The 24,060-nt window shown below is 63.4% G+C and carries 31 protein-coding genes; 9 read left to right on the plus strand and 22 right to left on the minus strand.

Translation table 11 applies throughout. The features are described 5' to 3' along the window. Window positions 1-46: 46 nt before the first annotated feature. The 3 genes from ABID26_RS00200 to ABID26_RS00210 all read left to right on the plus strand — a co-directional run bounded on the left by ABID26_RS00200 (window position 47) and on the right by ABID26_RS00210 (window position 1,777). The gene (locus ABID26_RS00200; RefSeq protein ID WP_354413227.1) at window positions 47-817 is read left to right on the plus strand and encodes a hypothetical protein; all 771 of its coding nucleotides are present in this window, start codon (window positions 47-49) and stop codon (window positions 815-817) included. 148 nt (window positions 818-965) lie between these two features. Next, complete coding sequence (locus ABID26_RS00205) at window positions 966-1,310, plus strand: hypothetical protein (RefSeq protein WP_354413229.1); 345 nt, start codon at window positions 966-968, stop codon at window positions 1,308-1,310. 257 nt (window positions 1,311-1,567) lie between these two features. Continuing rightward, window positions 1,568-1,777 carry a hypothetical protein gene (locus ABID26_RS00210; protein ID WP_126100858.1) on the plus strand — a complete coding sequence of 70 codons (210 nt, stop codon included), beginning with the start codon at window positions 1,568-1,570 and terminating at the stop codon, window positions 1,775-1,777. A gap of 7 nt (window positions 1,778-1,784) precedes the next feature. Here the strand turns inward: ABID26_RS00210 and ABID26_RS00215 are convergent, their stop codons facing one another. The 5 genes from ABID26_RS00215 to ABID26_RS00235 form a co-directional block, all read right to left on the minus strand. Further along, window positions 1,785-2,285, minus strand: coding sequence for a porin (locus tag ABID26_RS00215; RefSeq protein WP_292370010.1), 501 nt, complete (start codon window positions 2,283-2,285; stop codon window positions 1,785-1,787). A gap of 16 nt (window positions 2,286-2,301) precedes the next feature. After that, the gene (locus tag ABID26_RS00220; RefSeq protein ID WP_292303285.1) at window positions 2,302-2,802 is read right to left on the minus strand and encodes a porin; all 501 of its coding nucleotides are present in this window, start codon (window positions 2,800-2,802) and stop codon (window positions 2,302-2,304) included. Between the two features lie 350 nt (window positions 2,803-3,152). After that, entirely contained in the window at window positions 3,153-3,398 is a 246-nt protein-coding gene (locus ABID26_RS00225; protein ID WP_354413233.1) for a DUF2934 domain-containing protein, read from the minus strand. A gap of 108 nt (window positions 3,399-3,506) precedes the next feature. Continuing rightward, complete coding sequence (locus tag ABID26_RS00230; RefSeq protein ID WP_059185484.1) at window positions 3,507-3,716, minus strand: hypothetical protein; 210 nt, start codon at window positions 3,714-3,716, stop codon at window positions 3,507-3,509. Window positions 3,717-3,792: 76 nt separating this feature from the next. Then, window positions 3,793-4,092, minus strand: coding sequence for a DUF1236 domain-containing protein (locus ABID26_RS00235; RefSeq protein WP_126100861.1), 300 nt, complete (start codon window positions 4,090-4,092; stop codon window positions 3,793-3,795). Window positions 4,093-4,311: 219 nt separating this feature from the next. Here ABID26_RS00235 and ABID26_RS00240 point away from each other — a divergent pair, with 219 nt between their 5' ends. Then, the gene (locus ABID26_RS00240; protein WP_292303287.1) at window positions 4,312-4,650 is read left to right on the plus strand and encodes a DUF982 domain-containing protein; all 339 of its coding nucleotides are present in this window, start codon (window positions 4,312-4,314) and stop codon (window positions 4,648-4,650) included. Between the two features lie 83 nt (window positions 4,651-4,733). Here ABID26_RS00240 and ABID26_RS00245 read toward each other — a convergent pair whose 3' ends face one another. Together ABID26_RS00245 and ABID26_RS00250 are read right to left on the minus strand one after the other, a co-directional pair. Continuing rightward, window positions 4,734-4,955 carry a hypothetical protein gene (locus ABID26_RS00245; protein WP_292303288.1) on the minus strand — a complete coding sequence of 74 codons (222 nt, stop codon included), beginning with the start codon at window positions 4,953-4,955 and terminating at the stop codon, window positions 4,734-4,736. Window positions 4,956-5,185: 230 nt separating this feature from the next. Beyond that, on the minus strand, window positions 5,186-5,485 hold the full coding sequence (locus ABID26_RS00250; RefSeq protein WP_292303289.1) for a DUF1236 domain-containing protein: 300 nt from the start codon (window positions 5,483-5,485) through the stop codon (window positions 5,186-5,188). Window positions 5,486-5,702: 217 nt separating this feature from the next. On the opposite strand from ABID26_RS00250, the gene ABID26_RS00255 reads away from it, so the two are divergent. Continuing rightward, window positions 5,703-6,509, plus strand: a complete 807-nt coding sequence (locus ABID26_RS00255) for a DUF1236 domain-containing protein (protein WP_292303290.1) — start codon at window positions 5,703-5,705, stop codon at window positions 6,507-6,509. 834 nt (window positions 6,510-7,343) lie between these two features. Further along, window positions 7,344-7,610 (plus strand): hypothetical protein, encoded by a 267-nt coding sequence (locus ABID26_RS00260; protein WP_292303291.1) that lies wholly within the window; start codon window positions 7,344-7,346, stop codon window positions 7,608-7,610. 307 nt (window positions 7,611-7,917) lie between these two features. Here ABID26_RS00260 and ABID26_RS00265 read toward each other — a convergent pair whose 3' ends face one another. The 5 genes from ABID26_RS00265 to ABID26_RS00285 all read right to left on the minus strand — a co-directional run bounded on the left by ABID26_RS00265 (window position 7,918) and on the right by ABID26_RS00285 (window position 12,247). Further along, on the minus strand, window positions 7,918-8,325 hold the full coding sequence (locus tag ABID26_RS00265) for a hypothetical protein (protein WP_292344322.1): 408 nt from the start codon (window positions 8,323-8,325) through the stop codon (window positions 7,918-7,920). A 475-nt stretch (window positions 8,326-8,800) separates the two neighbouring features. Beyond that, complete coding sequence (locus ABID26_RS00270) at window positions 8,801-9,586, minus strand: hypothetical protein (RefSeq protein WP_292303293.1); 786 nt, start codon at window positions 9,584-9,586, stop codon at window positions 8,801-8,803. A gap of 537 nt (window positions 9,587-10,123) precedes the next feature. After that, window positions 10,124-10,555: a TadE/TadG family type IV pilus assembly protein gene (locus ABID26_RS00275; protein WP_292303294.1), complete on the minus strand. Its 432-nt coding sequence runs from the start codon at window positions 10,553-10,555 to the stop codon at window positions 10,124-10,126. Beyond that, window positions 10,545-10,985: a TadE/TadG family type IV pilus assembly protein gene (locus ABID26_RS00280; RefSeq protein ID WP_292303295.1), complete on the minus strand. Its 441-nt coding sequence runs from the start codon at window positions 10,983-10,985 to the stop codon at window positions 10,545-10,547. The genes ABID26_RS00275 and ABID26_RS00280 overlap by 11 nt, the downstream gene beginning before the upstream one ends. Before the next feature lie 5 nt (window positions 10,986-10,990). Beyond that, a complete protein-coding gene (locus tag ABID26_RS00285) occupies window positions 10,991-12,247 on the minus strand; it encodes a pilus assembly protein TadG-related protein (protein WP_292303296.1) in 1,257 nt (418 codons plus the stop codon). Between the two features lie 280 nt (window positions 12,248-12,527). Here ABID26_RS00285 and ABID26_RS00290 point away from each other — a divergent pair, with 280 nt between their 5' ends. Beyond that, window positions 12,528-13,745, plus strand: a complete 1,218-nt coding sequence (locus ABID26_RS00290; protein WP_354413240.1) for a TadE/TadG family type IV pilus assembly protein — start codon at window positions 12,528-12,530, stop codon at window positions 13,743-13,745. 26 nt (window positions 13,746-13,771) lie between these two features. Here the strand turns inward: ABID26_RS00290 and ABID26_RS00295 are convergent, their stop codons facing one another. The 3 genes from ABID26_RS00295 to ABID26_RS00305 all read right to left on the minus strand — a co-directional run bounded on the left by ABID26_RS00295 (window position 13,772) and on the right by ABID26_RS00305 (window position 14,850). Next, complete coding sequence (locus ABID26_RS00295) at window positions 13,772-14,008, minus strand: hypothetical protein (RefSeq protein WP_059185605.1); 237 nt, start codon at window positions 14,006-14,008, stop codon at window positions 13,772-13,774. A gap of 64 nt (window positions 14,009-14,072) precedes the next feature. Then, entirely contained in the window at window positions 14,073-14,324 is a 252-nt protein-coding gene (locus ABID26_RS00300; RefSeq protein WP_292303298.1) for a polymerase, read from the minus strand. Window positions 14,325-14,658: 334 nt separating this feature from the next. Further along, on the minus strand, window positions 14,659-14,850 hold the full coding sequence (locus ABID26_RS00305; protein ID WP_354413244.1) for a hypothetical protein: 192 nt from the start codon (window positions 14,848-14,850) through the stop codon (window positions 14,659-14,661). 414 nt (window positions 14,851-15,264) lie between these two features. On the opposite strand from ABID26_RS00305, the gene ABID26_RS00310 reads away from it, so the two are divergent. Further along, on the plus strand, window positions 15,265-15,645 hold the full coding sequence (locus tag ABID26_RS00310) for a cupin domain-containing protein (RefSeq protein ID WP_292303299.1): 381 nt from the start codon (window positions 15,265-15,267) through the stop codon (window positions 15,643-15,645). Window positions 15,646-15,892: 247 nt separating this feature from the next. Continuing rightward, a complete protein-coding gene (gene dinB / locus ABID26_RS00315; RefSeq protein ID WP_292303300.1) occupies window positions 15,893-17,155 on the plus strand; it encodes a DNA polymerase IV in 1,263 nt (420 codons plus the stop codon). Window positions 17,156-17,345: 190 nt separating this feature from the next. Here dinB and ABID26_RS00320 read toward each other — a convergent pair whose 3' ends face one another. The 7 genes from ABID26_RS00320 to ABID26_RS00350 form a co-directional block, all read right to left on the minus strand. After that, window positions 17,346-18,218 carry an aldose 1-epimerase gene (locus tag ABID26_RS00320; protein WP_292303301.1) on the minus strand — a complete coding sequence of 291 codons (873 nt, stop codon included), beginning with the start codon at window positions 18,216-18,218 and terminating at the stop codon, window positions 17,346-17,348. Window positions 18,219-18,222: 4 nt separating this feature from the next. Then, a complete protein-coding gene (locus ABID26_RS00325; protein WP_126102762.1) occupies window positions 18,223-18,978 on the minus strand; it encodes an SDR family oxidoreductase in 756 nt (251 codons plus the stop codon). A gap of 43 nt (window positions 18,979-19,021) precedes the next feature. Continuing rightward, window positions 19,022-19,753, minus strand: coding sequence for an ATP-binding cassette domain-containing protein (locus ABID26_RS00330; protein ID WP_126100876.1), 732 nt, complete (start codon window positions 19,751-19,753; stop codon window positions 19,022-19,024). 4 nt (window positions 19,754-19,757) lie between these two features. Then, window positions 19,758-20,735, minus strand: coding sequence for an ABC transporter permease (locus ABID26_RS00335; RefSeq protein ID WP_292303302.1), 978 nt, complete (start codon window positions 20,733-20,735; stop codon window positions 19,758-19,760). Between the two features lie 293 nt (window positions 20,736-21,028). Beyond that, a complete protein-coding gene (locus ABID26_RS00340; RefSeq protein WP_126100878.1) occupies window positions 21,029-22,006 on the minus strand; it encodes a sugar ABC transporter substrate-binding protein in 978 nt (325 codons plus the stop codon). 24 nt (window positions 22,007-22,030) lie between these two features. Then, window positions 22,031-23,233, minus strand: coding sequence for a mandelate racemase/muconate lactonizing enzyme family protein (locus tag ABID26_RS00345; RefSeq protein ID WP_354413248.1), 1,203 nt, complete (start codon window positions 23,231-23,233; stop codon window positions 22,031-22,033). 15 nt (window positions 23,234-23,248) lie between these two features. Beyond that, window positions 23,249-23,968: a FadR/GntR family transcriptional regulator gene (locus ABID26_RS00350; protein WP_126100879.1), complete on the minus strand. Its 720-nt coding sequence runs from the start codon at window positions 23,966-23,968 to the stop codon at window positions 23,249-23,251. Window positions 23,969-24,060: the final 92 nt, after the last annotated feature.

Below are 24,060 nucleotides of genomic sequence, written 5' to 3' on the forward strand. Positions count from 1 at the left end.
CAGGGTGTCGGAGCGCAGGCGGATGTCGCGTTGGAAATGGCTGCAAGTGGCGGCGGTCGTTCCTTTGAGCTTCGTTGAGGCGAAAGTGCTGCCAACGATGTTCGGCGGCAGCAGATATCACCACGAGTCGGTGGCGAAGCCGCCCCAGCCGGTGACCATCGCCGACGTCGATGCCGAGATCCGGAAGCAGGATCTCCGGATATTCGAGGCGATCGCCCGGGAATTTCCGGACGACTACGATGCGATGCTGCGCAAGATCACTGCCGCGGCTCAGACCGGAAGCGAAGCAGACGTGCGCAATACCAGCAGACAGGCGGTCGCCGATCTGAGGCACAGATATGCACCGCTCTTGCCTTCAGCGCCGAACAGCGAGGTCTCGCAAGCGCTTTCCGCACAGCTTGACATGCTCAATCATGTCATGGCGCGCGAAACGCCGGCCACCTGCAACAATTACCTGCGCAACGGGCCGGACGCGATCAGCGCGCCCGGCCACGATTTCCTGGCTGACCTGGACAGGATCGGCGCCACGCTGTTCCACGCCTTCGGCGCCGCCAAAAGAGGCGGCCTGCCGGCGGCCGTGCCTAGCGATCGGGACTGGTCGCTGGTCGCCGACGTTTTCACAAAGATCGGCGGCACGCCGGCCGAGATGGAGGCTATCTCGAACGCCAAGCAGGACTTCCCGGGCCTGTGCCCGGCCATGGCGAAATTCTATGAGGCCGCCCTGTTACTGCGAGCCTGGGTGGCACATCAAAACCGCGCTGCTCCACGCCATCGTCAAGAATTAGGCTCCGCACCGGATTTTGGGGCGGGCGCTTGACGAAATCGGCACGCAGCTCGAAGGCTTTCCGATGCGGCCCGCATGATCGTTGCCTCAAGGCGCGACTTATCGTTCAATTTGTACGAACGTTACTTGACTGTATTTCGTACATAAAGTACGATACATTCCTTCCTTCGAGGGGACTTGCGTGAACACCGCGAACCATGCCGCTTTCGCCGACCTCTCTCGCCCGCTGTTGTCGCCATTGCCGTTCGCCGAGCGCGAGCGCCTCGCCGGCGCCTGGCGCATGGCCAGCCAGGACATCGCCGACGACATCCGCTTCATCCGCCAATATCTCAAGGTGATCGCCGAAAAGGACGAGCGGCTTTCGACCGGCACGCTGGTCCATGGCCGCGCCTATGTCGAGGCCTGCGCCGCCTGGCTGCCGGAGATGGTGGCGCGGTATCTGAGAAACCTCAGGCTGATCAGCGAATGCGAGTGCGCGATGCTTGCGGCCGGCGTGCGGTTTGCAAGGTCGAGCGATGCGTGGTGAGGCGCCTTCTGCCCTTGCGGAAGAAGGCAGGGCGCCCGCAGGACAGAGGGGCGCGACGGAACGCTGCGAAGACAGCCGCCGCGCCGGTCCGCCCCACGTAGAGCGAGAAAAAAAAGCAGCCGCTGCAACCTTCGGCTCTCCGCCTCAAAAAATGCATCGTTTCACACAATTGCCAATTGGTGGACGCCAGCGAGTGGCGGGTAGTTAATTCCTCTCAGGCTAGGAGGAAAGCCGCATACCAGGGAGGAACTCGTTTGATGGATTACCAAATCGACATCGGCATACAGCCTGACGATCAGCCCTACGAAGTCACCTCATTTGCCAGGAAGCATGGCCTGACGATCCCGGTCGCGGACGCAGTGCTTTTCGCCAAGGGCCCGTCGCCGTCGCGGGCTGCCTGCGATACAGCCGCGCTGGCCTTCCTCTGCGCGGTCGCGCAATACGCCAGGAAGCAGGGAGCGCGCTAGCCTCTCCCTACCAGCTGAACTGCAGCCCCGCATTGCCGCCGACGACGCCGCCGGAGAAAGCGACGCCGAGCGTGCCGGTCAGCCGGCCGCCGTGGGCGAAGCCTTCGCTCAGCACCGCAGCACCCGTAATGCCGAAGGCGTCGGCGTCTCCGGCATTGCCCCAGTTGACGCGCAGCCCGAAATGCTCGCCCTGGACAAGATCGGGAGCGGCAAGGGCGGCCGAGATCGAGGCGTTCTCGAAGGCGCGGGTGACGCGGTTGTCGATGTCGTCGACCTGGCTGGCCAGAGCCGTCTTGCCGGTGACGGTGGTGGTCCCGCCTTCGCCGTCGTCGACTGTCCGCTTCGTCTCGCCGGTCTGGGCGTTGATGCAGGTATTGGTGCCCGGGCTGTAATAGTAATTGGTGCCATAGGCGGCGCAGACCCTGACATATTCGACCGCGGCCTTGGAAGGTGCGGCGAAGAGCGTTGCCGCGCCGAGGATCGCCGGCGCAAGGAAATGTCTGAACATGGTTGCCCCCCGGCTCTTACCAAGTGAGCTGCAGGCCGGCGTTGCCGCCGACGGTCTTGCCGGAGAAGGCGACGCCGGCAGCGCCGGTCAGCCGTCCATTACCGCCGGAGAAAAGGCCCTCGCCCAGCACGGCCGCGCCGGTCACGCCCATGGCATTGGACTGGCCGGCATTGCCCCAGTTGACGCGCACGCCGAAATGCTCGCCCTGCACCAGATCCGGGCTGGTCAGCGCCGAAGCCACCGAAGCGCCCTCGAAGGCGCGCTGGACGCGGGCGTCAATGTCATCGACCTTGCTCGCCAGCGCGGTCTTGCCGACAACCACGCCGTCTTCGGTCACGAGGCGCGTCTCGCCGGTATTGGCGTTGATGCAGGTGCTAGTGCCGGGGCTGTAATAATACTGCGCGCCATAGAGCGAGCACACCCTGACATACTCGACCGGCGCCGCCGGCGCGGATGCCGAAAAGCCGCTTGCCGCGGCTAGAAACGCACATGAAATAAGACGGTTAATGCCGCGCATACCCTGGTCCCCGAAGTTGGATTGAGAAACGCCCTCACGCGAAAGGCACCATTTGGGCGCGAACCGCGTCAATGGGAGCTCCAGCCTCAATACCTGACTTTTACTGGGAGTATTTCACTGAAAGCGCTACTGTTGCCGCAAGGTAACAGTGGATTGCTCGATCTGTTCAGCAATCCTCGGTCGTGCGAAGCTTATTTATTAAAGGAAGCTAATTTTAGCTTTATCTAATATTAATCATCTGCGCCTTCAAAGGCTTCCAGCGTATCCAGGCGCGCCTCGACCTTCTAGGCGCGTGCTCCCCGCGTCCTGATTCACCGGTTGCGAGAGGGGCGGCGGCTCGGCCGCCGGAATCAGGCCTTGGCTTTCGGCTTGGCTGGCTTTGCCTTGGCGGGGGCCTTGGCAGGCTTTTCGGCTTTGACCGCCTTCGGCCTGGCGGCGGCCTTCTTCGGCGCGGCCTTGTCCTTCGGCTTCTTCTCGGCGTCGATCTCCGCGGCCGCCCGGTCCCAGTGCTCCATATGCGCGCCTTCCGGCCGGCCGGCCTGCTCCCAGATCTCGTGCGCCCGCCGGCGAATGCGTTCCTGCCTGTCGTCCGTCACTGTCGCCTCCTTTAGCTGGGGCCGTTCCCCGACGGAAACATTAGCCGAATTTTCCGGTGGCGTCTTGCACTCGACGCATGGGTGGCTGAACTTCGGCAGCGATTTCCTTCAGTGCGCGTCGGAGATGACGGCGACGCCCAGATAGGCTGCCTTTTTTGTGATCAATCCGGCCAGATCGGCATCAGAACGCTCGGTCCCGGTACGCTCGCGCAGAATGGCGATCGCATCTTTCATCGACAGCAGGCCGGTGCAATGTTCAGCGAGAAGCTTGTCAACATTCCTGGCAATATCAGGGGATTCGACATGGGGATGATGCATGGCTGCGACTCCTTTCTAGGAGCCGGCATCCCCCCGCCGGAATGGCGGGAGGATCGGGGCTCGTAAGCACGTAAGGTTACTCGATGACCTGCACTACTCTACGCGTGCCCGGGTCGACCAGAACCGTATGGTCGTTGACGATCGTGTATCTATACTGAACGTCCGGAACCGTCTGCAATTCGACCGTATCAGGCACGGTCGAGCCGACGCCAAGCTCCAGCCCCAGAACATTGACTGAGGCGATCGGGTGCTTGTGGACATATTCCTTGACGACGGTCTGCTGCTCAGGGGTGACGATCACCTCGTCCGCAGCCGCAAAGCCGATGCCGGCCATCAGAGCCAGGCCGGCGACAGCAGGAATGAGGGTGGTTTTCATCGTAATTCTCCTGTTGCGTTGGCGAGCTCCGCGATGGCTCCGCCAGAGCGGAAACATCGGCAGATCGAACATAGGAGCTCGCGGAGCAAACGCCTGCGGAAGGCTCTTGTTCCGTCAGCGGCGGCTAATTGGTTTCTCTCGCGGCGGCCGACTGGGAACCGTCGCGGCGGCTTTCGCATTGTTCGCGTTGAGCAATTTGACAAGCCGAAGGCCCTCGCCATGAAGGAAGCCCTCGTCACAAGCGACATGCCGCTTCGGCGCCCGGTGGCGATCGCTGTCGGCGCCGGTTTCAAGCGCGAGATCGCTTCGCTGACGGCGATGCAGAATTTCCTCAAGGAATGGCCGGAAACGATGCGCGGCGACTACTATTGCGCGGCGGTGCAGGCTTGCGAGGCAGCGCGAACCGGAGGGATGAAACTCGAGCAGGCACGGCGGGCCTTCCTCTCATTCGCGGAGAAGGCCGGCATCCTGTGGACCGGCGTCGATCCGGTGACGGCGCTGCGCGAAGCCAAGATCAGGCGCGTCAGGGCAAGGCGCGAGAGCGAGGCGCGCCACTAGTTTCCCGCGGGCGCCCAACGACGTTGCGCTGCCGCCCATGGCGGACGGCAGCCGATCAACGTCGGATGACGGGGAAAACGCTGTCAGTTCCGCGAAGCTTCGCTGAACGATTCGGTGAGGAAAGATGCGGCGATCAGGTCGTCCGCATCGATGCGTAGGGAGCCCTCGCCGCCCCCCATGATGGCCGCGACCTTCTGGAAGGTTTTTATCTCATGTTCGGTGATCCGGGCGTCCTGCATCCGGGCTTTCAGATCGGCGACGCGCATCCCGAGCGAGCGGGATGTTCCGATTTCTCGTTTCGACATGTTGACTAGTCCTCCTCGCCCCCAGCCCGTGCCTGTTTTCGCCGCCGCCCGAATCTGCACCCTGCCAATGGTTTGTGTTGTCTATGAGACAGAGCGGACCCAGAGCGCGAAACTCCAACGTAGGCGGAAGGTTCCGTTAGCGTATGGTAACAAAATAATACTGGGTAAATGGCCCACCGCCCGTGGAGGGCGACGGGCCATTCCGGCTCGCTGGCCGGTTACCGGCTCACTTACTGCATCACCTGCACGATCTTGCGGGTGCCGGGATCTACGATCACGGTCTGGTTATCGATGACCACATAGCGGTATTTGACGTTCGGCACTTCGTGCAGTTCGACCGTGTCGGGAAGAGCGCTGCCGATACTGAGCTCGACGCCGGGGACCTTCACTGAGGCCAGCGGCTGCTTGTGCACATATTCCTTGATGACGGTTTCCTGCTCAGGTTCGATGACAACGTCCTGAGCGGCTACGGCGCCGGCGCCGGCCAGAAGCAGAAGCGCTGCGGCGGCTGTCGTGAGGTGCATTTTCATGGTCGTCTCCTTTGTGGACAAAGTCGCCTTCGCTGCGCCTGCGATTTTTCCACAGCCGTTCGGCATTGGTCCAACGCCAGCGGCCGAGCCTTGTTCCTGCAAAATTGCCGCTGGCGTTTCACAAAACGTCACCCGGGGTTTGCGAGGCAATTCGGAACAATGCTTTTCACCTCGGGTTTACCCAAATGAAGGGACCGACTTTCCGAGGAGAAATCCCATGAAACATCTGCTTATCACGAGCATGATCGCGCTCGGCGTCGGTTGCGGCGCCGCGATGGCGCAGACCGAATCCGTGCAGCCGAGCGGCGACAACAACTGTGCCGCCGGCCAGGCCGACTGTCAGAAGGGTGGCAAGGCGGGCGAACAGGCCCAGGGCAAGATGAAGTCGCAGACCGAGCAGAAGGCCCAGGGCAAGGCCGGCGCCAACACCGAAGAGCAGGCCCAAGGCAAGACCAAGATGAAGACCGATGAGCAGGCCCAGGGTCAGGCCGGTACCAGCACCGAGCAGCAGGCTCAGGGCAAGACCAAGATGAAGACCGATGAGCAGGCTCAAGGTCAGGCCGGCACCAAGACCGAGGAGCAGGCTCAAGGTACGGCCAAGTGTAAGACCGGCATGGCCAATTGCCCGAAGACGGGCGAACAGGCTCAGGGCAAGACCAAGATGAAGACCACTGAGCAGAACGCCCAGGGCAAGACCGGTACAACCACTGAGCAGAACGCACAGGGCACCGTCCAGACCGACCAGAACAAGACGGCCTCGATCACCAATGTGACAGTCGAGCAGAAGACGCAGATCACGCAGATCATCCACGAGACCCACGTCCAGCCGGTTCGCGATGTCAGCTTCGACATCTCGGTCGGCGTCGAGATCCCGCGGCACAAGATCCGCCTGCACCGCGTGCCGGCCCGCATCGTCAAGATCGTCCCGGCTTACGAGGACTTCGAGTACTTCGTGCTGGCCGACGGACGCATCATCATCGTCGATCCGAACACTTACACGATCGTCGCGATCCTCGAGGCTTGATCCGGGAGAGCATCGCGACAGGAGGAGGCCCGCCGCGCCGCAAAGGCATGGCGGGTTCTTTTTTGTTCCTGCGCCGGCACGCTGTCGAAGCTGCGTTGTCTCCCGAACGCGGCGGCACGCCGTCGATCTAACGCGGCGGCACGCCGTCGATCCGGCGACAGATCGGGCAAGGTTATTTAGGGAAGCGGGAACCCGGACAGCCCGACCTGCTTATCGTGATGACACAGGATTTCGCAGGCCGGGCCGTGTCCAGCAGTTGAATGCCAGGCATGAAGAATGTGCATCTGTTAAGCCGGACGCGCAACTCACGGTATGCGAGAGGCTGAAATCTGGTCTGCCTTGCAATCGTCACCACATATCGTCGGCCGGCATCCTGAGAAACAGAAACCGGCCCCCGCCGCCTTAGCAGGAAAGCAGCGGGTCGGCCCTTCCGCCGATGAAGGGACGTTCTCGGCGGTTGTAGGGAGTGCGGAATCGTAGGGGCAGGTTCTAGCTGAACAGGATTGCGGCGGTCGCGAAGGCGACGCACAAGCCAAGCAACGGCGCTAGAAGCCAGCGCGCCTCATAGACGCTGCGATCCATTAGTTCCTCCTGATCCATGTGATGAAGGGAACGGATCGATCCTGGCTTGGTTCCTGAAGCAGAAGTCCCGGACCGCAGGTCCTGACGGCATCGGCCCTAAGACCTATGGCTGGGAGGCTCCGTGAAGCCTTGCGATCCTGCCGGAAAAGGTGCAAGGGTCGGGACGGGTAGAAAATGGGCGAGATCGCCGGAACCGGAAGCGGTCGCGGCGCTCGGGTTGGGCAAATGTATTTTCCGCAGTTTCTTGTGGGAATGACGGCAACGCTCCTGGTGGTCCTGGGTTGGACGTACACGTCCACGGGATCGATCTGGGCATCGCTCGGCTGGACGTTCCTGGCGGGCGTGGTGCTGCAGGCAGGCTACTTCGTGGCCGTGCTGTGGCTCGTGCAGGCCGAAGGCCGGGTGACGGACGAGACCAAGGCGCCCGACACCAACGCCGCCAAGCTGCCCGGCCCGTTCGAGCGGGACGGCATCATCCACGCGCTGATCTCGCTTCTGTTCCCAAGGCTGCTGCCGTAATTCAACGGTTCGGCGCCTGCGGAAGGCGCGCAACTCCCGACACTCGTCTTAGCCCCCGGGAGCGGCCCGGCACCCTTAGTCTCACGGAGCAAGAGCACCAGGCCTGACCGGCGAGGACCGCTTACGGGACTTCTCTAGTTGGGTGCACCGGCTAGCAAAGAAATATACGCAATCGCTAATGTAATCGGAATGCATCCATAAGGAGAAAAGCAGGAGTAGCTCGCCGTGTGGGTGCGGAACAGCTCGGCAAGATTGCCGCGGCACAGAATTCTGCACCGTGGCAATGCTTTGATGGAAGGGTGCGGCGTCAGCGCGCGGTGGCGGCTGTGGCCGAACGCACGGTTTCGGCAGCCGAGAAGACCACGAAGGCAAAGACCAGCACGGCGGCGGCGACGATCAACGAGCCGATCGCCACGGCCGGCTCGATCTCCGGATGGCCTCCCGCCAGCATCCAGTAGAGCGCCGGCAGCATGATGACGAGTCCGACCGTATAGAGGCCGTAATGGATCATGGCGACGCGGCGCTCGGCCTTGGCCGGATTGAGCGCATAGTAGCCGCCGAAGATGGCGCTGGTGACCCAGCCGAGAAGGTTGATGTGGGCATGCGCCGGGAAGGCGCCGTGGTCGCCCGAAATCGCCATCTGCAGCCCGGCGGCTACGCCCAGGATGAGAAAGACGATGGCAGTCTTGAAGAAAAGCTCCGAAACCCGCGGCATTTTGTTGTCCTCCCAATGCCCTGTGGAAAATCCCTCACCCGCCAAGTCTACACGCTGCAAGGCATATTAGCCACGACGCACTGAGGGCGGCGGCGCGTTTTGGTGTGGATTGCTCCATTCTCCACTCGAGGAGCGTCTCGTCGCGCAAGGCGTTGGCGCCACGCGCAGCCGCGATGGCATCAAAAGATATTGCTCGTTGCCCTTTCAATGATAATTGTATCGTACTACGATGTTAAATCTCGGGCGGCAACCAGGAACGGGCGCCGACATCCAACGCTGCGGCTCCCGCTTTGGCTCGCCTTGAAAGAGGCGAGCTTTTTCTTGTAATTTTTTTCTTGTCGTGGGTGGCTCGGCTCGCGCCGCTTCGTTGGTTGCCCATCTCCCGCCGTTCCGAATAGTTTGCCCACCAAGCCAACAAAATGCCGCCGAGCGAGGCCCGGCGGCATGGCAGTCCACCCTCTGGCAGGCTCGCGCCTTACGGCGTCGTCATCGATGCGGCTTCCTGGTCGATCTTGTCGGCCAGCACGCCCTTGGCCCAGTCCGTCACCTCCTGATCGACCGGCTTGTTGGCCATGTCCTGGAGAGCGGCGTCGAGCGAAGCGTCATCGGGGGCAGGGGCGTTATCAACCGCGGTCTGGGCATCCGCGACCGCTTGGGTATCATCGGCGATTGCCGTGTTCTGCGCGTCGATCTGCGCCTGCACGTCGGCGATCTGCGCGTCGAGAGCCGTCTGCTGTTCGGGCGTGAAGCCGGTTGTGTCAGTCGCGTTGAGGTCGGCGAGCTGCGTGGTGAGGTCGGCGAGCGTGGCCTGGTCGGCGGCCAGCTTGGCGTTTGCCGCGTCGAGCTTGGCCTGCGCATTCTGGGCTACGGCCGCCTGAGTCACATAGGCCTGAATGCTGGCGAACTTCTTGCTCTTGGAGTTCATGTAGGCGTTGATGTTGCGCTGCAGCGAGTTCAACCGGCCGAGCTTGGCGTGGATGTTCTTTTCCTTCGGCGTGGCGGCCGTAGCCGTGTCATCCGTGGTGTCGTCCTGCGACTTCGCCACCTGCCCGGGAGCCGACGCCTTGCCATGCGTGCCGCTATTGCCCTTGCCGCCGGCATTGCCGCCACCGTTGCCGTTACCGCCGCCGTTTCCGTTGCCGCCGCCATGGCTGCCACCATTGCCGTGGCCGCCGCCATTGCCGCCGGCCCCGGCAAGCGCCGGAGCTGCCGCGAGCGCCAGGACGGCAAGTGATGCTAAAAGAGTTTTTCGGATCGTCATCGTGTTTCTCCGCAGGTGAATCGCCACCACTGCCCAACCGCTAGGCCGCGTCATATGAGAATTCCCTAACGGCTTGGAGTAACTTTTAGACAAATACCGTCGCGGCAAGAGAGCAAACCTGGGAAGCGTCCCCGGAACCGGCCACGTTCCTATATTAACTTATTGAAATCATTTCATAAATAAATGGCCCATGCTCCTATCCGCCCTCTGGAACAATGAAGGCCCATGCCGCATCGGACCATGGACCCAAGATCATGCGGCCGGGGTCGGCGTCAGAGTTCCAAACCCTTGTTTATGTAGAGGTTTTCGCAAAAAACGCCGCGCCAGTCAGGGGCCCCGCGCGTGGGAGCCGTCAGCATTTGGCCGCTCAAGCGCGTCGGCGGTTTGTCTTACGCAATCCCGGATGAATATCGACATATACTTTTATATAGTTTTCCTGGAATCGCGATCTTGCTTGGCGCAATTCCGGACGAAAAGCCGCTACGCAATTTTCCTGGAAGTGCTGATCAGCTCGATGGTCGACCGTTTCAGTTCCGGCTATGACGGGCAAGCTCCTTTCACGCTGTTGAGCAGCGGCACGTTCACCGTGGTCGACTGGCTGATCGGGAAGTCGCTGAAAAACGGGAAATCGATGACGAAGGCATAGCTGGCGTTCACATGCGCTATGCAGAAGCCGCCGCTCGGCGGATCGGTAGCGATCGTGACGTTCACATTCTGCAGACCAAGCGCCTGCAGCTTCTGCGTCGCGATCGTCTGAATCTGCGATTGGGTCATCGTGTTGTTGAGCTGCAGCGAGCGCGCGGAGGCCTCCAGCGCATAGCGCACGCTGGACATGTTGTTCATCGACCAGCCGAAGGCAAAGATGCCGAACAAGAGCATGATCAGGAAGGGCACGATCAGCGCGAATTCAATCGCAGCTCCGCCGGAGCTGTCGCCGGCAAACGCCTTTGCTCTTTTGTTAACGGACACGGACCACCTGCAGATGGCCGATGGCGGTGTTGTTTGGGAAGGGGCCGAAGGTAAAGGGCGGAACCCAGGTGCCCGACGCCTGGATCTGAACGTAGATCGAGGACACTTTCGATCCCGCGCACACGGTCGATGCGTCTACCACTGTCGTTCCGCATCTGTAGGTGCGGCTCACCGTTACTGCAGCATCTGCAGGTTTATTTTGCCAGCTTGCGAGCGCTGCGGCCTGGGTGGCGTTGTCGTCGGTGGAGCCGGACAGGACCAGGTTCGCCGACGTCTTCACGCCGGCGCGCATCGCCATCGAGTTCGTGACGTAGGACCAGCCATCGGCGATGCCGAAGAGAGCGGTGCACAGCACCGGCAGCACGAGTGCGAATTCCACCGCGGCGGCGCCGGAGCGGTTCTTGCGGAAGCGGATTGCCAACGGCTCCATGCCCGCTACTCGACGATCGCGACCGACGGTGCCGCCGGGATGCCGTCCCCGCCCCCGTGTTCCCTGCAGTCCTGGTTGATGGTCGCATTGCCCGACCACACGATGGTGTCGGCCACAACCTGCGTGCAGCCGTCCAGACCTGAGAAATTTCCGAGATACTTGACCTGCTGCCGGGGGAAATAGATGGCGCCGGTCAAAAGCGAGTCCGCTGTGCCGTTGAAGGTGCTCTGCGCCGTAGTCCCAGCCCTGTCGCCGTAGAACAGCACGCCGGAATAGGTGCCTGAGGTCGGCGCGCTGAGGGTCACCGTGGCGTTGCCGTTCATGCTGATCGTGTTGCTGCCGGCCATGTAGATGGTCACGCCATCGGTGCAGGGGGCGGCGCAGGTGACGACCGCGCCCGCGTTGATCTTCAAATTGCCCTGGAGAACATAAACGCCGGAAGAAAGCTCGACATTGCCGTTGAGGTTCATGCCATTGCAGTAGGTTCCGGGTTGGAGTGTTTGCGTCGACTTGCCGCCGTTGACATTCTGGCAGGAGCCGCTGGCCGCGGGCGCCGGCAGGCTGGAGAATGGATCGGCCGCCGGCAAGGCCTGGGTGATCGGCGACTTGCAGACCGTGGTCACCGGGTTGCTAAGTGAAACGCCGCCCACCGAGATCAGGCAATCCGTCTGGAGCCCCGCCGATCCCTGCACCTTGATGGCATCCGGGGCTATAGAATCCGACATCACCGAGCAGCCGTTGAATTTGACGCTGGTGCTGCCGGAGAAAAGCGCTGCCTGCGCGGCCGAAGAATTGAGCGCCAGCACGCAGGCCTTGGAGGCGTCGGTGATGAGCGCCACCGCCCTCGCCCGCTCCGGCACCTTGGTTTGCGTGAAGATCGAGGTGAACACGCGGTCGAGGTTCTGGTTGAGGATCACCTCGACCGCCTTCTTGGCTGTGTTCGGCCCCGAGGTGGGCGGCGTGTGGACGGTAATGGTGCCATTGCCAAGGCCGTTATCGGTCGCCGACTGGGTCGCGGCTGCGGTGATCGTCGCCGCGTCGGATCCCTGGATCTTCTCTAGCGCGCCCGCATAGGCGGCGGCGTCCGCCGTCGCCTGCAGCTTTAGGCTCGAATAGTACCAATAGGATGTCTCGACCCCGAGCCCCGCCCCGCCGACCACGACCGGCAAGGCAAGCGCGAAGATGGTTGCAACATTGCCGCCCTCGCCGCCGCGCAGGCGACGGGAGACGAACTGTCTGAAAATTCGACTAAATGAGGCCATGGCCGAGTTCGCCCAAGCTATCCCGGCTAACACGTTCAACATCCGCCGATAAACGAATGGCTAATTTTTTTCCTCGACTTGCGGCATTTGGACCCCTGAGGGCGTATTTGCCACCTTACGCCGCAGGACATCGGACTTAGGTCCCATTTTGTATCAGACTAAGGTGCAACTATTAGAAAAAGCTGCTATTTTAGCATTTCCTGCATTTTATCTTTTTCGGAAATCCCTCGTAGAGACAGGATGGCGTATCGCTCTTCCATATCCGGCGAGGGCGGCTCCGATGATTGGACAGTTCTGGGCTTCGAAGCGCGGCAATTTCGCCCTGGCGACCGCGATCGCCATGGTGCCGCTGATGCTCGTTGTGGCCGGCGTCGTCGACCTGGTGGGCACCAGCGACGACGCCGCGCAACTGCAGAACTCGCTGGACGCGGCCGGGCTCGCGGTGGGCACGAAATACCAGCCGAGCATGTCGGCGAACGATGTGCGGCAGCTCGGCCAGACTTTCTTCGCGGCCAATATGAGCGCGGCCGACGCCCAGGAATATTCGGGCAGCGTCGATGCCTTCCAGGCGACCGCCAGCGGCGATCCGAGCGCCTACTATATTTCTCTGTCGTCGAGCATCAGCCGGCCTGCCTTCGTCAGCGGCGCGCCCGCCTGGCAGGCGACGCGCTCGGCTGCCATCGAGGTCAAGCCCGGGGCGCAGGCATGCGTGCTGGCGCTCGATCCGCACGCCGACGACGCCGTCAGCCTGCAGGGGTCCACCAATGTCGCGATGAACGGCTGCGTGATCGCCGCCAATTCGGACGCGGCCGACGCCGTCAGCCGCGGCGGCTCGGCGATCGTCAGCGCCGGATGCGTCTCGACGGTAGGCACGACCTCCGGCCTCACGCCGCCCAATGCCACGTTTTCCTGCGACGCGCCGCTGGAAAACCAGTATGCGTCCTTCGATCCGCTGGCCAATGTCACGCCTCCCCCCTACGGGCTCTGCACCGCAATGCCCAACGGCAAGACGATCACGATCTCGCCCGGCACGTATTGCGACAAGACCTGGTCGGGACAGATCACGCTCAATCCGGGCGTCTACATCCTGCGAAACGTCGCCATAAAGCCCGGCGGCAACGGCAGCCTGACGGGGCACGGCGTGACGATTTTCCTGATGGAGGGATCGCAGATCACCATCAACGCCAACGAGACGGTGGACCTCTCGCCGATGACCAGCGGTCCTTATGCCGGCATCACCATCTTCCAGGCCCACGGCAACACACAAGCGCTGACGCTGAACGGCGGATCCGGCTCGGTGGTGAGCGGCTTTATCTATGCCCCCGACGCGCCCATCACCTATGCCGGTAACTCGGACATGAATGCGCAGGGCAGTTGCCTGCGGCTGGTCGGCAAAACCGTCGCCATGACGGGGAATTCGGCGGTGAAGTCGGACTGCACGGCCGAGCTCGGCAATCGCGAGATGTATGCCGGCAGGATGATCACCCTGGTGAAGTAGCGCCAATCTTTCCCTCGAGGGGGAGATCACAACTCGCCCACGATATCGGCGCCCGGCTGCTCGTCGAACAACACCGCGCAGCCGCGCTCCAACGCCACCTGGCTCAAGGCGTTCGCCGCCGCCTCGTCCGAGGAGACGAAGTCGCCGGTCAGGACGCGCAGTTCCTCGACGGCTTTCGACATTGAGATGAAGCGCCCGGCCGCGCGATCGCTCGCGCAGGCATCGACGACGCAAAGAAGATCGATGAGTTCGAAGCTATCCATGGCGGCCTCCGCCGACAGCATCCCTTCGCGGGAGTTAACGGCGCGGTGTGCGGCCAGGTTCCGCTCACGAATTAGACGACGGCCTCGACAGCGGCCTCTGGGGCGCGAGCTTGAGATCGAAGCGCGGCGGCAGGCAAGGCTCGAAGCAGACCTTGCGCACGGATCCGGTCGTGGCCGGATCGATCGGAAGCAGAATGACCATCTGCGCCTGACGTTCCGGCCAGAGCGGCTTGCCGAAGACGAGGAAGATGCCGGCGATCACGGCTGCCAGCAAAAGGGCGGCGAACAGGTTCGCGATAAACTCGCCGGGCTGCATTGGGCATCTCCCAGGAGCAGTTCGGCGAACTGCTCCAACCATTTGCTTTTAGGAAGCTGCCCGCCACATCGCAGGAAATGGCGGGCACTCCACTCTGAGCCGCCGATGAAGGGACTTTGTTCGACGACCTGTCAGGCAATGAATTGCCGGCGTACTTGTTTCCAAAAATCCGGCCACTCGGGCCTCTGCAGTGCAAGGTGAGACTTCAGTCGCAGAGGCGCTACGGACCGTAGCCCCCAGGCGCAACCAGTTGAGCGGGAACACGTTGACCGAGCGGCTACTCCAGCACTGGCCCGCGTCGGAAGGCGCGGGCCCTTTTTCTCGCCGGCAGCTCTCAGCCGTCCATTTCCATCGGCTTATGCCCGGGCCTTTGATGCCAGACGACCTGGCGGAAATCCGTCAGTTCGACGACCTGGTCGCAGACCGGACAAATGTAGCTGTCACAACACTGGCGAAGCGCCGGCGGGTCACGACGGGTGCCGAGGACCCGCGGATGGGTTTGCGTTTTCGGAGCCTGATGAAGCATCGGTTTCCTCCCTGTTTTTTTAGTTTGATTGCCTCCGTCCGATGATCCTCCCCACCACGGCTACGTCCCTGCCTGCCCAGCGTGCGGCGCACACTTGGCGAAGCTCGAGACTGTTCTGGTTGGGAATTGCGACAGCGGCGACGGGATCGTCCAGACCGGTTGCCGAGGATTCATCGAATTCTCCCTTTGGGGGCGAGAACGGATGGCCCCCCAACCATCGTCGTGCCGACGCTCCGAGCAGCAAATCACCGGCAGGGCATGCTTGCAATAGCCGCTGCGCGGCAAAATCGATTTCCCGCCGCGCCTCGCAATTACATTAGCAATCACTCATTGAAAGGCGTATGAATCCGGCAGCGGTCGCCGGCGATCGCGGCGTCAGGCTCCGCTTGGACTCATGGAATATGGGAGGATGCCATGGCCGAAGCTGCAATGAACGTCACCAAGCTCGAATCCAAGTCGCACAACAACCCCGATGAAGTCCGCTCGCCCGCCAAGACACGTGTCGAAATCGTGCGGCTGCCGGGCTACACGCTCGGGCGGCTCAACATGGAGCCCGGCTGGAAATGGTCCGAATGCGTGAAGCCGGTGGTCAAGACAGACAGCTGCCAGGTCTCGCATGTCGGCTATGTCGTGTCCGGGACGATCACTGTGCGCATGAACGACGGGACCGAGAAAACCTTCACCGAGGGCACGTCTTATACGATCCCGCCCGGCCATGACGCCTGGGTGGTAGGCAATCAGCCGTTTCAATGCATCGAGGTGCTCAGCGCAGAACAATACGCCAAGCCGGCGTAGGGTTGCGGCTGGCGCCGTAGCGTTGCAACAGCCAAATCCCCAAAGGGGAGATCGGCAGCTTCGGGCGTCACGCGCAACCTTTCCAATCGCTTCGGTTGCAACCGATTGTAAACGTTCTCTTGTGCAGTGCGGCGGCTTGACAAGAAACTGCTTTTGTTCTCTTTATGTTCCGATGAACGCCGCTTACAACAGCCGCTGCTAATGCTGCAATGCCAAAAGCGGATGGGATGGAAGACGGGAGCGCGCGATGCCCGCCACGAACGCCGCTTCAGCCGCCACCATCCTGCATGCCGATCTCGACGCTTTCTATGCCTCCGTCGAGCAGTTGCTCGATCCTTCGCTGCGCGGCAAGCCGATCGCGGTCGGCGGCGGCGTCGTGCTCGCCGCCTCCTATGAGGCCAAGGTTTTCGGCGTGCGCGGCGGCATGCCCGGCCGCAAGGCGCGCGAACTCTGCCCGCAGCTGATCTTCGTCGGCGGACGTTTCAGCGAATACCAGCGCCTTGGCGACGCCGCGATCAAGGTGCTCGACGATTTCACGCCGCTGGTCGAGCGCATCTCGATCGACGAGGCCTTCGCCGACGTCGCCGGCTGCACGCATCTGTTCGGGCCGCCGGAGGAAATCGCCAAGACCATCCGCGGCCGCGTGAAGAGCGAGCTGGGCCTGCCGATCTCGATCGGGGTGGCGCGGACGAAGCATCTGGCCAAGATCGCCTCGCAGGTGGCCAAGCCCGACGGGCTGGTGGTGGTCGAGCCCGGTACCGAGCTCGCCTTCCTGCACGACCTGCCGGTGTCGCTGATGTGGGGCGTCGGCCCGGCGACCAAGGCCAGGCTCGCCGAGATCGGCGTCGAGACCATCGGGCAATTGGCGCGTACGCATAGCGGCGCGCTGGAACGGCTGATCGGCCATGCCGCCGGCCAGAAGCTCGCGGCGCTTGCCTGGAACCGCGACCCGCGAAAACTCCAGACACATCGCCGCGCGATTTCCGCCGGCGCGCAATCGGCGCTCGGCCGCAAGCCCGCGCTGCCGCGCGTCTTCGTGCCGACGCTTCTGCACCTGGCCGACCGCGTCGCCAGCCGCCTGCGCGCCAAGAACCGGCCCGGCCGCACGGTGACGGTGCGGGTGCGCTTTGCCGACATGCACGCGGTCACCCGCTCGGTGACGCTGGAGCAGCCGATTTCGGCCACCACGATGCTGGCCGAGATCGCCGGGGAGCTGGTGCGCGGCGTGCTCGCCGCCAACGCCCGGGAGAAGGAGATATCGCTGCTGGCGATCTCGGTCTCGCATCTGGAAGAGCATGCCGAACTGCAGCTCGAACTGCCGCTCGGCCTGACGGATGAGAAGCTGAAGCCCGGCAGCCGCAAAGGTCTCGCCCGCTTCGGCGCCGACCGCGCCGTCGACAAGATCCGCCAACGCTTCGGCAAGGAGGCCGTCGGCTACGGCACCGTGGCGCTGGAAGCGGGGCGCTCTGTGCCCGATGAATTCAGGGAGCTGGCCGAGAAGGAGTTGTAGAGGGGGGGCGCGTAATCTCCCCCCTTGAGGGGGAGATGTCGCCGAAGGCGACAGAGGGGGTTGCCGCGCGTGAAGCGCCGGCGCTTGCGCGACGAAAGCTGAGGCCGGCGTTTTATGTGAGACGACCCCCTCTGGCCTGCCGGCCATCTCCCCCTCGAGGAGGGAGATTATGCGCTCCGCTTGCGCGCCCTCAATCGGTCTCCGCAATCTCCCAATCCAGCCGCATCTCCGCGCTCATCGTCTCCCCGTCATCCAGCGGCGTCAGCCCCTCGCCGTGATGGGCGTCGACGGGGTGCGAGACCGGCTCGAAGCAGAAGAAGCCGGCATCGGGCGACGGCGAATAGAGGATGTAGAAGTCGAGCTCCGGCGAGGCGTTGAGCGTAATCTTGATCCCGTCCTCGAGCTGCGTGATCGAGGCGCGGCCGTTCCAGCCGTCGAAGGCGTTGTTCACCCAGTCGAGCGGCAGCGGGATGGGGCGCTCGAAATCCCAACCCGGGCGCTCGCTCACCGGCACGACGCCGACCGGCAGATGGCGCTCGTCCTCCAGCCAGACGCGCTTGGCCTTCGCGTGCAGCAGGGTCGTGTCGCCGCGCGGGAACCAGGGATGGAAACCGAGGCCGTAAGGCAGCCGCATGCCGGCGCGGTTCTCCACCGTCAGCCACGCTTCCAGCGCGCCGTCGCGCAGCGAATAGGTGACGGAGGCCGCGTAGCGGTAGGGTCCGATGGCGCCGTCCTCGAGCACCAGTTCGGCCTCGGTATCGGTGCGATCGACAAGCCGCCACGGCTTCTGAAAACCGTCACCATGGATCGGAAAGGCCTCGCCAGGCACATTCGGCGCGACGGCATGGAAGCGGCCGCCGAAGGTGAAGCCGCCGCCGGAAATGCGGTTCGACCACGGCACCAGGAGCTGGCAGCCGGACGCGCCGGTGCCGTCCCCCGGCTTCAGCAGCGCGATCGGCGCGCTGCCGATGACCAGCGCGTCATAGCGGGCGATCGCCGCGCCGTTTTCCGGCGCCAAAACCAGCCTCGATTGTCCGTCGTTCAGCTCGATCGCGCCAGCCATGCTCTCACCAGCCGCCATCGATGGCGATGTTCTGGCCGCTGATCATGTCGGAAGCCGGCGAGACGAGGAACAGCACGAGCTCGGCGACGTTCTCAGGCTCGATGCGCTTCTTAAGGCTTTGGTTCTCCAGGATCCAGTCATTGTACTCTCTCAACCGGTCGCCGAAGACGCGCTCCTCGGCCTCTGAGACCACCGCGCCGGGCGACACCGCGTTGACGCGGATGCCGTGCGGCCCGAGCTCGCGCGCCAGCGATTTGGTGAGGCCAAGCATGGCGCCCTTCGATGCGACATAGGGCACGTAGCCGTCCCAGCGGCCGTTGAGCGTGATCGAGCAGAAGTTGACGATCTTGCCGTAGCCCTTGGCCTTCATGCCCGGCGCGCAGGCCCGCGCCAGCGCAAACGCCGCCGAAGAGTTGACGCGGATCTGGTCCTCATATTCGGCCAGCGAGAATTCCTCGAACGGCCGGTTGATGATCAGCGCCGCGTTGTTGATCAATATGTCGATGCCGCCTTCGCTCGCGGCCAGCGCGGCAACGGCCGCTTCCGCCTTGGCCAGCCGGTTGAGATCGCAGCCGACGAAAGCGATATCGCCCTTGGCCTGCCGGGCAAGTGCCGCCACCGTCTGCTCGGCATCGCTGATGTCGGGGCGGTCGAGCACCAGCACGCGCGCGCCGGCTCGGGCCAGCGTTACCGCCTGGGCCCGGCCGAGCGAGCCGAGGCCGCCCGTCAAAAGCACGACACGACCGGCAAGGACTTTCATTGCCGCCATTGCCGCCTCCTATTCCGATATGGAAAGCACTTCATCACAGGATGCCCTGGACCTCGTCGATCGAGGTGTCCTCCATGCGCTTGTCCAGCACCACTTCGCCGCGCGCCATGGCCACCACGCGGTCGCAGCATTCGAAGACGTGGTGCATGTTGTGGCTGATGAAGACGGTGGTGATGCCCTGTTCCTTCAGGCCGCGCACGAAGCCGATCACCTTGTTCGTCTCCTTGACCGAGAGATGGTTGGTCGGCTCATCGAGGATCATCACCTTCGACTTGAAATGCATGGCGCGCGCGATCGCGACGCCCTGGCGCTGGCCGCCGGAGAGCTCGCCGACCAGCGCATCGGGCGAGCGCAGATGCAGGTCGACATTGGCGATGGCGCGGATGCTCTCCTCGGCCATCTTCTTCTGGTCGAGAATACCGACACCGAGCACCGAAAAGCGCGTTGGCTCGCGGCCGATGAACAGGTTCCTGGCGATCGACATGGTGGGGACCATGGAGTTGTACTGGTAGATGGTCTCGATGCCGAGAGCCATCGCGTCGCGCGGCGTCGCGATGCTGACCGCCCTGCCCTCGACCTTGATCTCGCCCTGGTCGGCGCGATGGACGCCGGACAGGATGTTGATCAAGGTCGACTTGCCGGCGCCGTTGTCGCCGACCAGGCCGAGCGCTTCGCCGCGGCGGAAGTCCAGCGTGACGCCTTTCAGCGCATGCACGCCGGAATACCATTTGTGCAGATTGCGCACCGAGATGATCGCGTCGCTCACGGCTTCAGCCCTCCATCTTGATGGCCTTGGCGCGCTTGCGCATCCAGGCATTGGCGACGACGGCGAAGATGGTGAGGAAGCCGATGGCGAACTTGAACCAGTTGGCGTCGACGTGGCTCAGCACCAGGCCGTTGTCGATGACGCGGATCAGCGTGGTGCCGATGATGCCGCCCATGACGGTGCCAATACCGCCGGTGAGCGAGGCGCCGCCGATGACGGCGGAGGCCACCGCCTGAAGCTCCATTCCCTCGCCGATCGACGGCAGCGGCGAGCCCAGCCGCAGCACCTGCAGCATGCCGGCGAAGCCGGACAGCACCGAGCACAGCATGAAGCAGACGATCTTGACCCTGGCGGTCGGGATGCCCATCGAAGCGGCGGCAGGCAGGAAGCCGCCGGTCGCCTTGATCCAGTTGCCGAAATTGGTGCGCGACAGCATCAGCGAGGTCAGCACCGCAACCGCCACGAACCACAGGAACGACATGCGGAACATGTTGCCCGGTCCGACGAAGGAGGTGAACAGCCAGTTGGGCAGGTCGGCTGGCAGCAGCGGCGGGAAGCCGCCGGAGACGACGACGGTGAGCGAGCGCGCCATGAACAGCATGCCGAGCGTGGTGATGAAGCTCGGTATGGCGAAGCGGATGGTGACGTAGCCGTTGATGAAGCCGATGCCCGCGCAGACCATAAGCCCGGCAAGCAGCGCCAGCGGGAACGGGGCGCCATGCACCATCAGCACCGCCATGGTCATCGGCATCAGGGCGAAGACCGAGCCGACCGAGAGATCGAACTCGCCGCTGATCATCAGGATGGTGACGCCGATGGCGACGAGGCCGGCCTCCGGCAGGATGCCGAGGATGCCGCGCAGATTGTCCTGGTTGAGGAACACGCCATGCGAGCGGACCTGGAACAGGACGATGAGCAGCAGCAAAAGGATCAGCCCGGCCAGCTCCGGCTTTTCGAGATAGGTCTTGAACAGGCGCTTCAACGAAAGGCTCCGGGTTCGGGATTTATGCAGCGTATCGGCGGCGCCTAGAACCGTCGAAGGTACTGTGGCGCCGCGTTCCTTCACACCCCCCTCTGTCCTGCCGGACATCTCCCCCGCAAGGGGGGAGATTGGCAGCTCCGGCGCTTCGCTCATTCCTGCAACATTGACGATTGGCGAAAGCCGGCGCGACATCCGATCTCCCTGCGGGGGAGATGTCTGGCAGGACAGAGGGGGGTGCTGTCCCGCCAACGTTTCGGCGACGGGCGTTTCGGCCAATCTCCTGCGTATGCGTCTCAGCGCATCCCCTGGGCGGACAGCGCCATGATGCTGTCCGCCTCCTTCGGCCGCACGATGCCCTGGCCTGTGTCGATGTCCGATGGGGCAAGGCCGATCTTCTTGCTGAGATAGGCTTCCATCACCGGCATGAAGCCCTGCATGTAGGGCTGCTGGTCGACCAGCGCCTGGACGTAGCCCTTCTGCATCTGCTGCAGCACCTCTGGCACGAGGTCGAAGCCGCCGAGCAGCACCTTGCCCGGCGCCACGCCGCGATCGGCCAGCACGCGCGCCACGCCGGCGCACCAGAAGCCGGTGTCGAAATAGGCCGTGGTGTCGGGATGGGCGTTCAAATAGGCGCCGACGCGATCGGAGGTGATGGCGAGATCGGTGCCGCTGTCGATGCGCTCCCACGACACGTCGCGGTCCTTATGGGCGGCCTTGTATTCCTCGAGGAATTGCATCACGCCGGCGCCGCGGGTTTCCGACCAGTTCTGGCCGGGGGCGGAAATGCCGACCAGCACCTTGATCGGACCGTCCTTCGGAAAACTCTCGGAAATCGCCTTGGCGAGCGAATAGCCGGCGGGCTTGAAACCCTGGCCGACGAAGGCTTGCCGGGCATTGCCCTTGGCGCCTTCGGTGTCGTCGACATTGACGGCGATCACCAGCACGCCGGCGTCGCGCGCCTCCTTGATGACGTCGTCGAAGGCGTGGTCGTCGACGATCGAGGTGAGCAGCGCGTCGGGCTTGGCGGCAAGCGCCGCGCGCATGTTGGCGACCTGCTGCTCGATCGAGCCCTCGGTCTGGGTAAAGACCATATTGCAGGTTGCCTCGACCTTGGCGCAGCCGTCGTCAAAACCTTTCTTCACCGCCTGCCAGAAGGTGTTGGAGGCCGAGGAATGGTGGGTGAAGACGATGTTGAGCCCGTCGGCTTTGGCAGCCGACTGCCCGCCGATGAGGGCGGCGCCGAGCAATAGCATTGCGGTGAGTTTTCTCATGTCTGTTCCTCCCTTTGGATCTTTCTAAATGTCTGACCGGTCGCTGACGCGGCGGTGGACGGTGTAGGCCTTGCCAAGATCGGGACTGAGCGCCAGCCCCAGCCCAGGCCCCGGCGGCACGGTGATCATGCCGTCTTTCACCTCGGGCAGCGCCGTCACCAGGTCGCGGTACCAAGTGCGGTAGAAGGCGCGCACGCTTTCCTGGACGAGCGCGTTGGGGGCGTTGAGCGACAGATGCGTCGAGGCGGCGAGCACGACCGGACCGGTGCAGTCATGCGGCGCCACAGGCAGCCGCCAGGCCTCGGCCATCGAAGCGATCTTGCGCGCCTCCGACAGGCCACCGCACCAGGAGATGTCGAGCATGACGATGCCAGCCGCGCCGGTTTCCAACAGGTCACGGAAGGCCCAGCGGCTGCCCAGCGTCTCCGAGGCCGAGATCGGCGCCGGGCTGGCGGCGGCGTAGCGCTTGAGGTCGCCGAGGCTGTCCATGCGGATCGGGTCCTCGTGCCAGTATGTGGCGAAGGGCCTCAGCGCCTCGGCGATCTTGATCGCCGGCAAGAGCTGCCACATCGAGTGGAACTCGACCATGACGTCCATCTTGTCGCCGACGGCTTTGCGAATCTTCTCAAAGGGTTGCAGCGCCGCCTTCAGGTCGGCCGCCGAGATGTCGTTGCCGCGCATCTTTTCCGCCGCGTGGTCGAACGGCCAGATCTTCATGCCGGTGATGCCGTCTTCGAGCAGCTCCTCGGCCAGCTCACCGGCGCGGGTGAGGAAGGCATTGAGGTCGTCATAGTCCCGCCCGGCGCCGATGCCGTAATTGGCCGTGGTCTGGCCCTTGGCGTCCTTGATGTATTCGGTGCCGGCGCAGGTGTTGTAGGTGCGGATGGAGCGGCGGCTGAAGCCGCCAAGCAACTGCGCGACCGGCTGGCCGGTCGCCTTGCCGAAAATGTCCCACAGCGCGATGTCGAAGGCCGAGTTGCCGCGCACCTCGGCGCCGCTGGAACGGAAGCCGAGATAGCCGACGAGGTCGGCGGCCAAGAGGTCGATCTGCAGCGGATCGCGGCCGATAACGCGTGGCGCGACGTGTTCGTGCAGATATTCCTCGACCGTGCGCGACAGGTAGAAGGTCTCACCCAGCCCGGTGATGCCCTCGTCGGTATGGACCTCGACCCAGAGCAGGTTGGGCCGCTCCTCGATGCGGATGGTCTCGATGGCGCGGATCTTCATCAGGCAATCCCCATCTCAGGCAATTCCCGCGTCGAGCAGCGCCTTGACGCTCTTGTCGAAATGTTCGGCCATGTGCTCGGCCGCCAGCCGCGGATCGCCCTTGAGGATAGCGTCGGCGATGTCCTCATGGCCCTTGATCATCTTGAGCTGGTCCTCGTCGGAGGAGCGGGTGCGCCAGCCGATCACCCAGGTGCGTCGCGTGACGCCGCTGAAGGCGGTGACGATGAGCGAAAAGACCGGATTGTGCGAGGCCGCCGCGATCGCCTCGTGGAAGGCGATGTCATGCTCCATGACGGTCTCGGGGTTCTTGAATTTCTCGCGCATCAGCCGGGCCGACCGGGCAATCGCCGCGGCTTCCTGATCGGTGCGGCGCAGAGCCGCGAGCGCCACGGTGCGCATCTCGATCGTGCGCCGGACGTCATAGACCTGCTGCACGCTGATCTGCTGGGTCGTGATGCCGTGCTCGATCACCATCGACATGGCGCCGGTGTCGAGCTTGGCGACGGTGGCGCGGCGCCCGGCGCTCATGTCGATCAGACGCATCGCCGACAGCGAGCGGAAGGCCTCCCGCACGACGGTGCGGGAAACGTTGAGCTGGCGCGTCATGGCGGCTTCGCTGGGCAGCGGATCGCCCGGCGCAAGGCCTTCCGAGCGGATGTGCTGGGTGATCGCCTGGATCGCCGTGCTGACCAGGCCAGGATTCGGCTCATCCGGTGGGTCCGTCTGCTCCTGCATTCTGCTCCCTCGAAACCTGTATGATAGGTTGTTATTGAATTGCTCATAGTTCAGGCAAAAGATATATGTCAAGCGCATTTCCGGGGGAGGAA

This window comes from Mesorhizobium shonense (genome assembly GCF_040545255.1).
GTDB lineage: Bacteria > Pseudomonadota > Alphaproteobacteria > Rhizobiales > Rhizobiaceae > Mesorhizobium > Mesorhizobium shonense.

Coding starts and splice junctions, on each gene's coding strand:
- ABID26_RS00260 (WP_292303291.1), top strand. CDS start 7,344: ATGACGGCAACGCTCCTGGTGGTCCTGGGTTGGACGTACACGTCCACG.
- ABID26_RS00320 (WP_292303301.1), bottom strand. CDS start 18,218: ATGGCTGGCGCGATCGAGCTGAACGACGGACAATCGAGGCTGGTTTTG.
- ABID26_RS00220 (WP_292303285.1), bottom strand. CDS start 2,802: ATGCGCGGCATTAACCGTCTTATTTCATGTGCGTTTCTAGCCGCGGCA.
- ABID26_RS00290 (WP_354413240.1), top strand. CDS start 12,528: ATGATTGGACAGTTCTGGGCTTCGAAGCGCGGCAATTTCGCCCTGGCG.
- dinB (WP_292303300.1), top strand. CDS start 15,893: ATGCCCGCCACGAACGCCGCTTCAGCCGCCACCATCCTGCATGCCGAT.
- ABID26_RS00235 (WP_126100861.1), bottom strand. CDS start 4,092: ATGAAAACCACCCTCATTCCTGCTGTCGCCGGCCTGGCTCTGATGGCC.
- ABID26_RS00270 (WP_292303293.1), bottom strand. CDS start 9,586: ATGACGATCCGAAAAACTCTTTTAGCATCACTTGCCGTCCTGGCGCTC.
- ABID26_RS00345 (WP_354413248.1), bottom strand. CDS start 23,233: ATGAAGATCCGCGCCATCGAGACCATCCGCATCGAGGAGCGGCCCAAC.
- ABID26_RS00215 (WP_292370010.1), bottom strand. CDS start 2,285: ATGTTCAGACATTTCCTTGCGCCGGCGATCCTCGGCGCGGCAACGCTC.
- ABID26_RS00295 (WP_059185605.1), bottom strand. CDS start 14,008: ATGGATAGCTTCGAACTCATCGATCTTCTTTGCGTCGTCGATGCCTGC.
- ABID26_RS00210 (WP_126100858.1), top strand. CDS start 1,568: ATGGATTACCAAATCGACATCGGCATACAGCCTGACGATCAGCCCTAC.
- ABID26_RS00300 (WP_292303298.1), bottom strand. CDS start 14,324: ATGCAGCCCGGCGAGTTTATCGCGAACCTGTTCGCCGCCCTTTTGCTG.
- ABID26_RS00280 (WP_292303295.1), bottom strand. CDS start 10,985: ATGGAGCCGTTGGCAATCCGCTTCCGCAAGAACCGCTCCGGCGCCGCC.
- ABID26_RS00245 (WP_292303288.1), bottom strand. CDS start 4,955: ATGTCGAAACGAGAAATCGGAACATCCCGCTCGCTCGGGATGCGCGTC.
- ABID26_RS00310 (WP_292303299.1), top strand. CDS start 15,265: ATGGCCGAAGCTGCAATGAACGTCACCAAGCTCGAATCCAAGTCGCAC.
- ABID26_RS00305 (WP_354413244.1), bottom strand. CDS start 14,850: ATGCTTCATCAGGCTCCGAAAACGCAAACCCATCCGCGGGTCCTCGGC.
- ABID26_RS00250 (WP_292303289.1), bottom strand. CDS start 5,485: ATGAAAATGCACCTCACGACAGCCGCCGCAGCGCTTCTGCTTCTGGCC.
- ABID26_RS00230 (WP_059185484.1), bottom strand. CDS start 3,716: ATGCATCATCCCCATGTCGAATCCCCTGATATTGCCAGGAATGTTGAC.
- ABID26_RS00240 (WP_292303287.1), top strand. CDS start 4,312: ATGAAGGAAGCCCTCGTCACAAGCGACATGCCGCTTCGGCGCCCGGTG.
- ABID26_RS00265 (WP_292344322.1), bottom strand. CDS start 8,325: ATGCCGCGGGTTTCGGAGCTTTTCTTCAAGACTGCCATCGTCTTTCTC.
- ABID26_RS00285 (WP_292303296.1), bottom strand. CDS start 12,247: ATGGCCTCATTTAGTCGAATTTTCAGACAGTTCGTCTCCCGTCGCCTG.
- ABID26_RS00340 (WP_126100878.1), bottom strand. CDS start 22,006: ATGAGAAAACTCACCGCAATGCTATTGCTCGGCGCCGCCCTCATCGGC.
- ABID26_RS00325 (WP_126102762.1), bottom strand. CDS start 18,978: ATGAAAGTCCTTGCCGGTCGTGTCGTGCTTTTGACGGGCGGCCTCGGC.
- ABID26_RS00350 (WP_126100879.1), bottom strand. CDS start 23,968: ATGCAGGAGCAGACGGACCCACCGGATGAGCCGAATCCTGGCCTGGTC.
- ABID26_RS00255 (WP_292303290.1), top strand. CDS start 5,703: ATGAAACATCTGCTTATCACGAGCATGATCGCGCTCGGCGTCGGTTGC.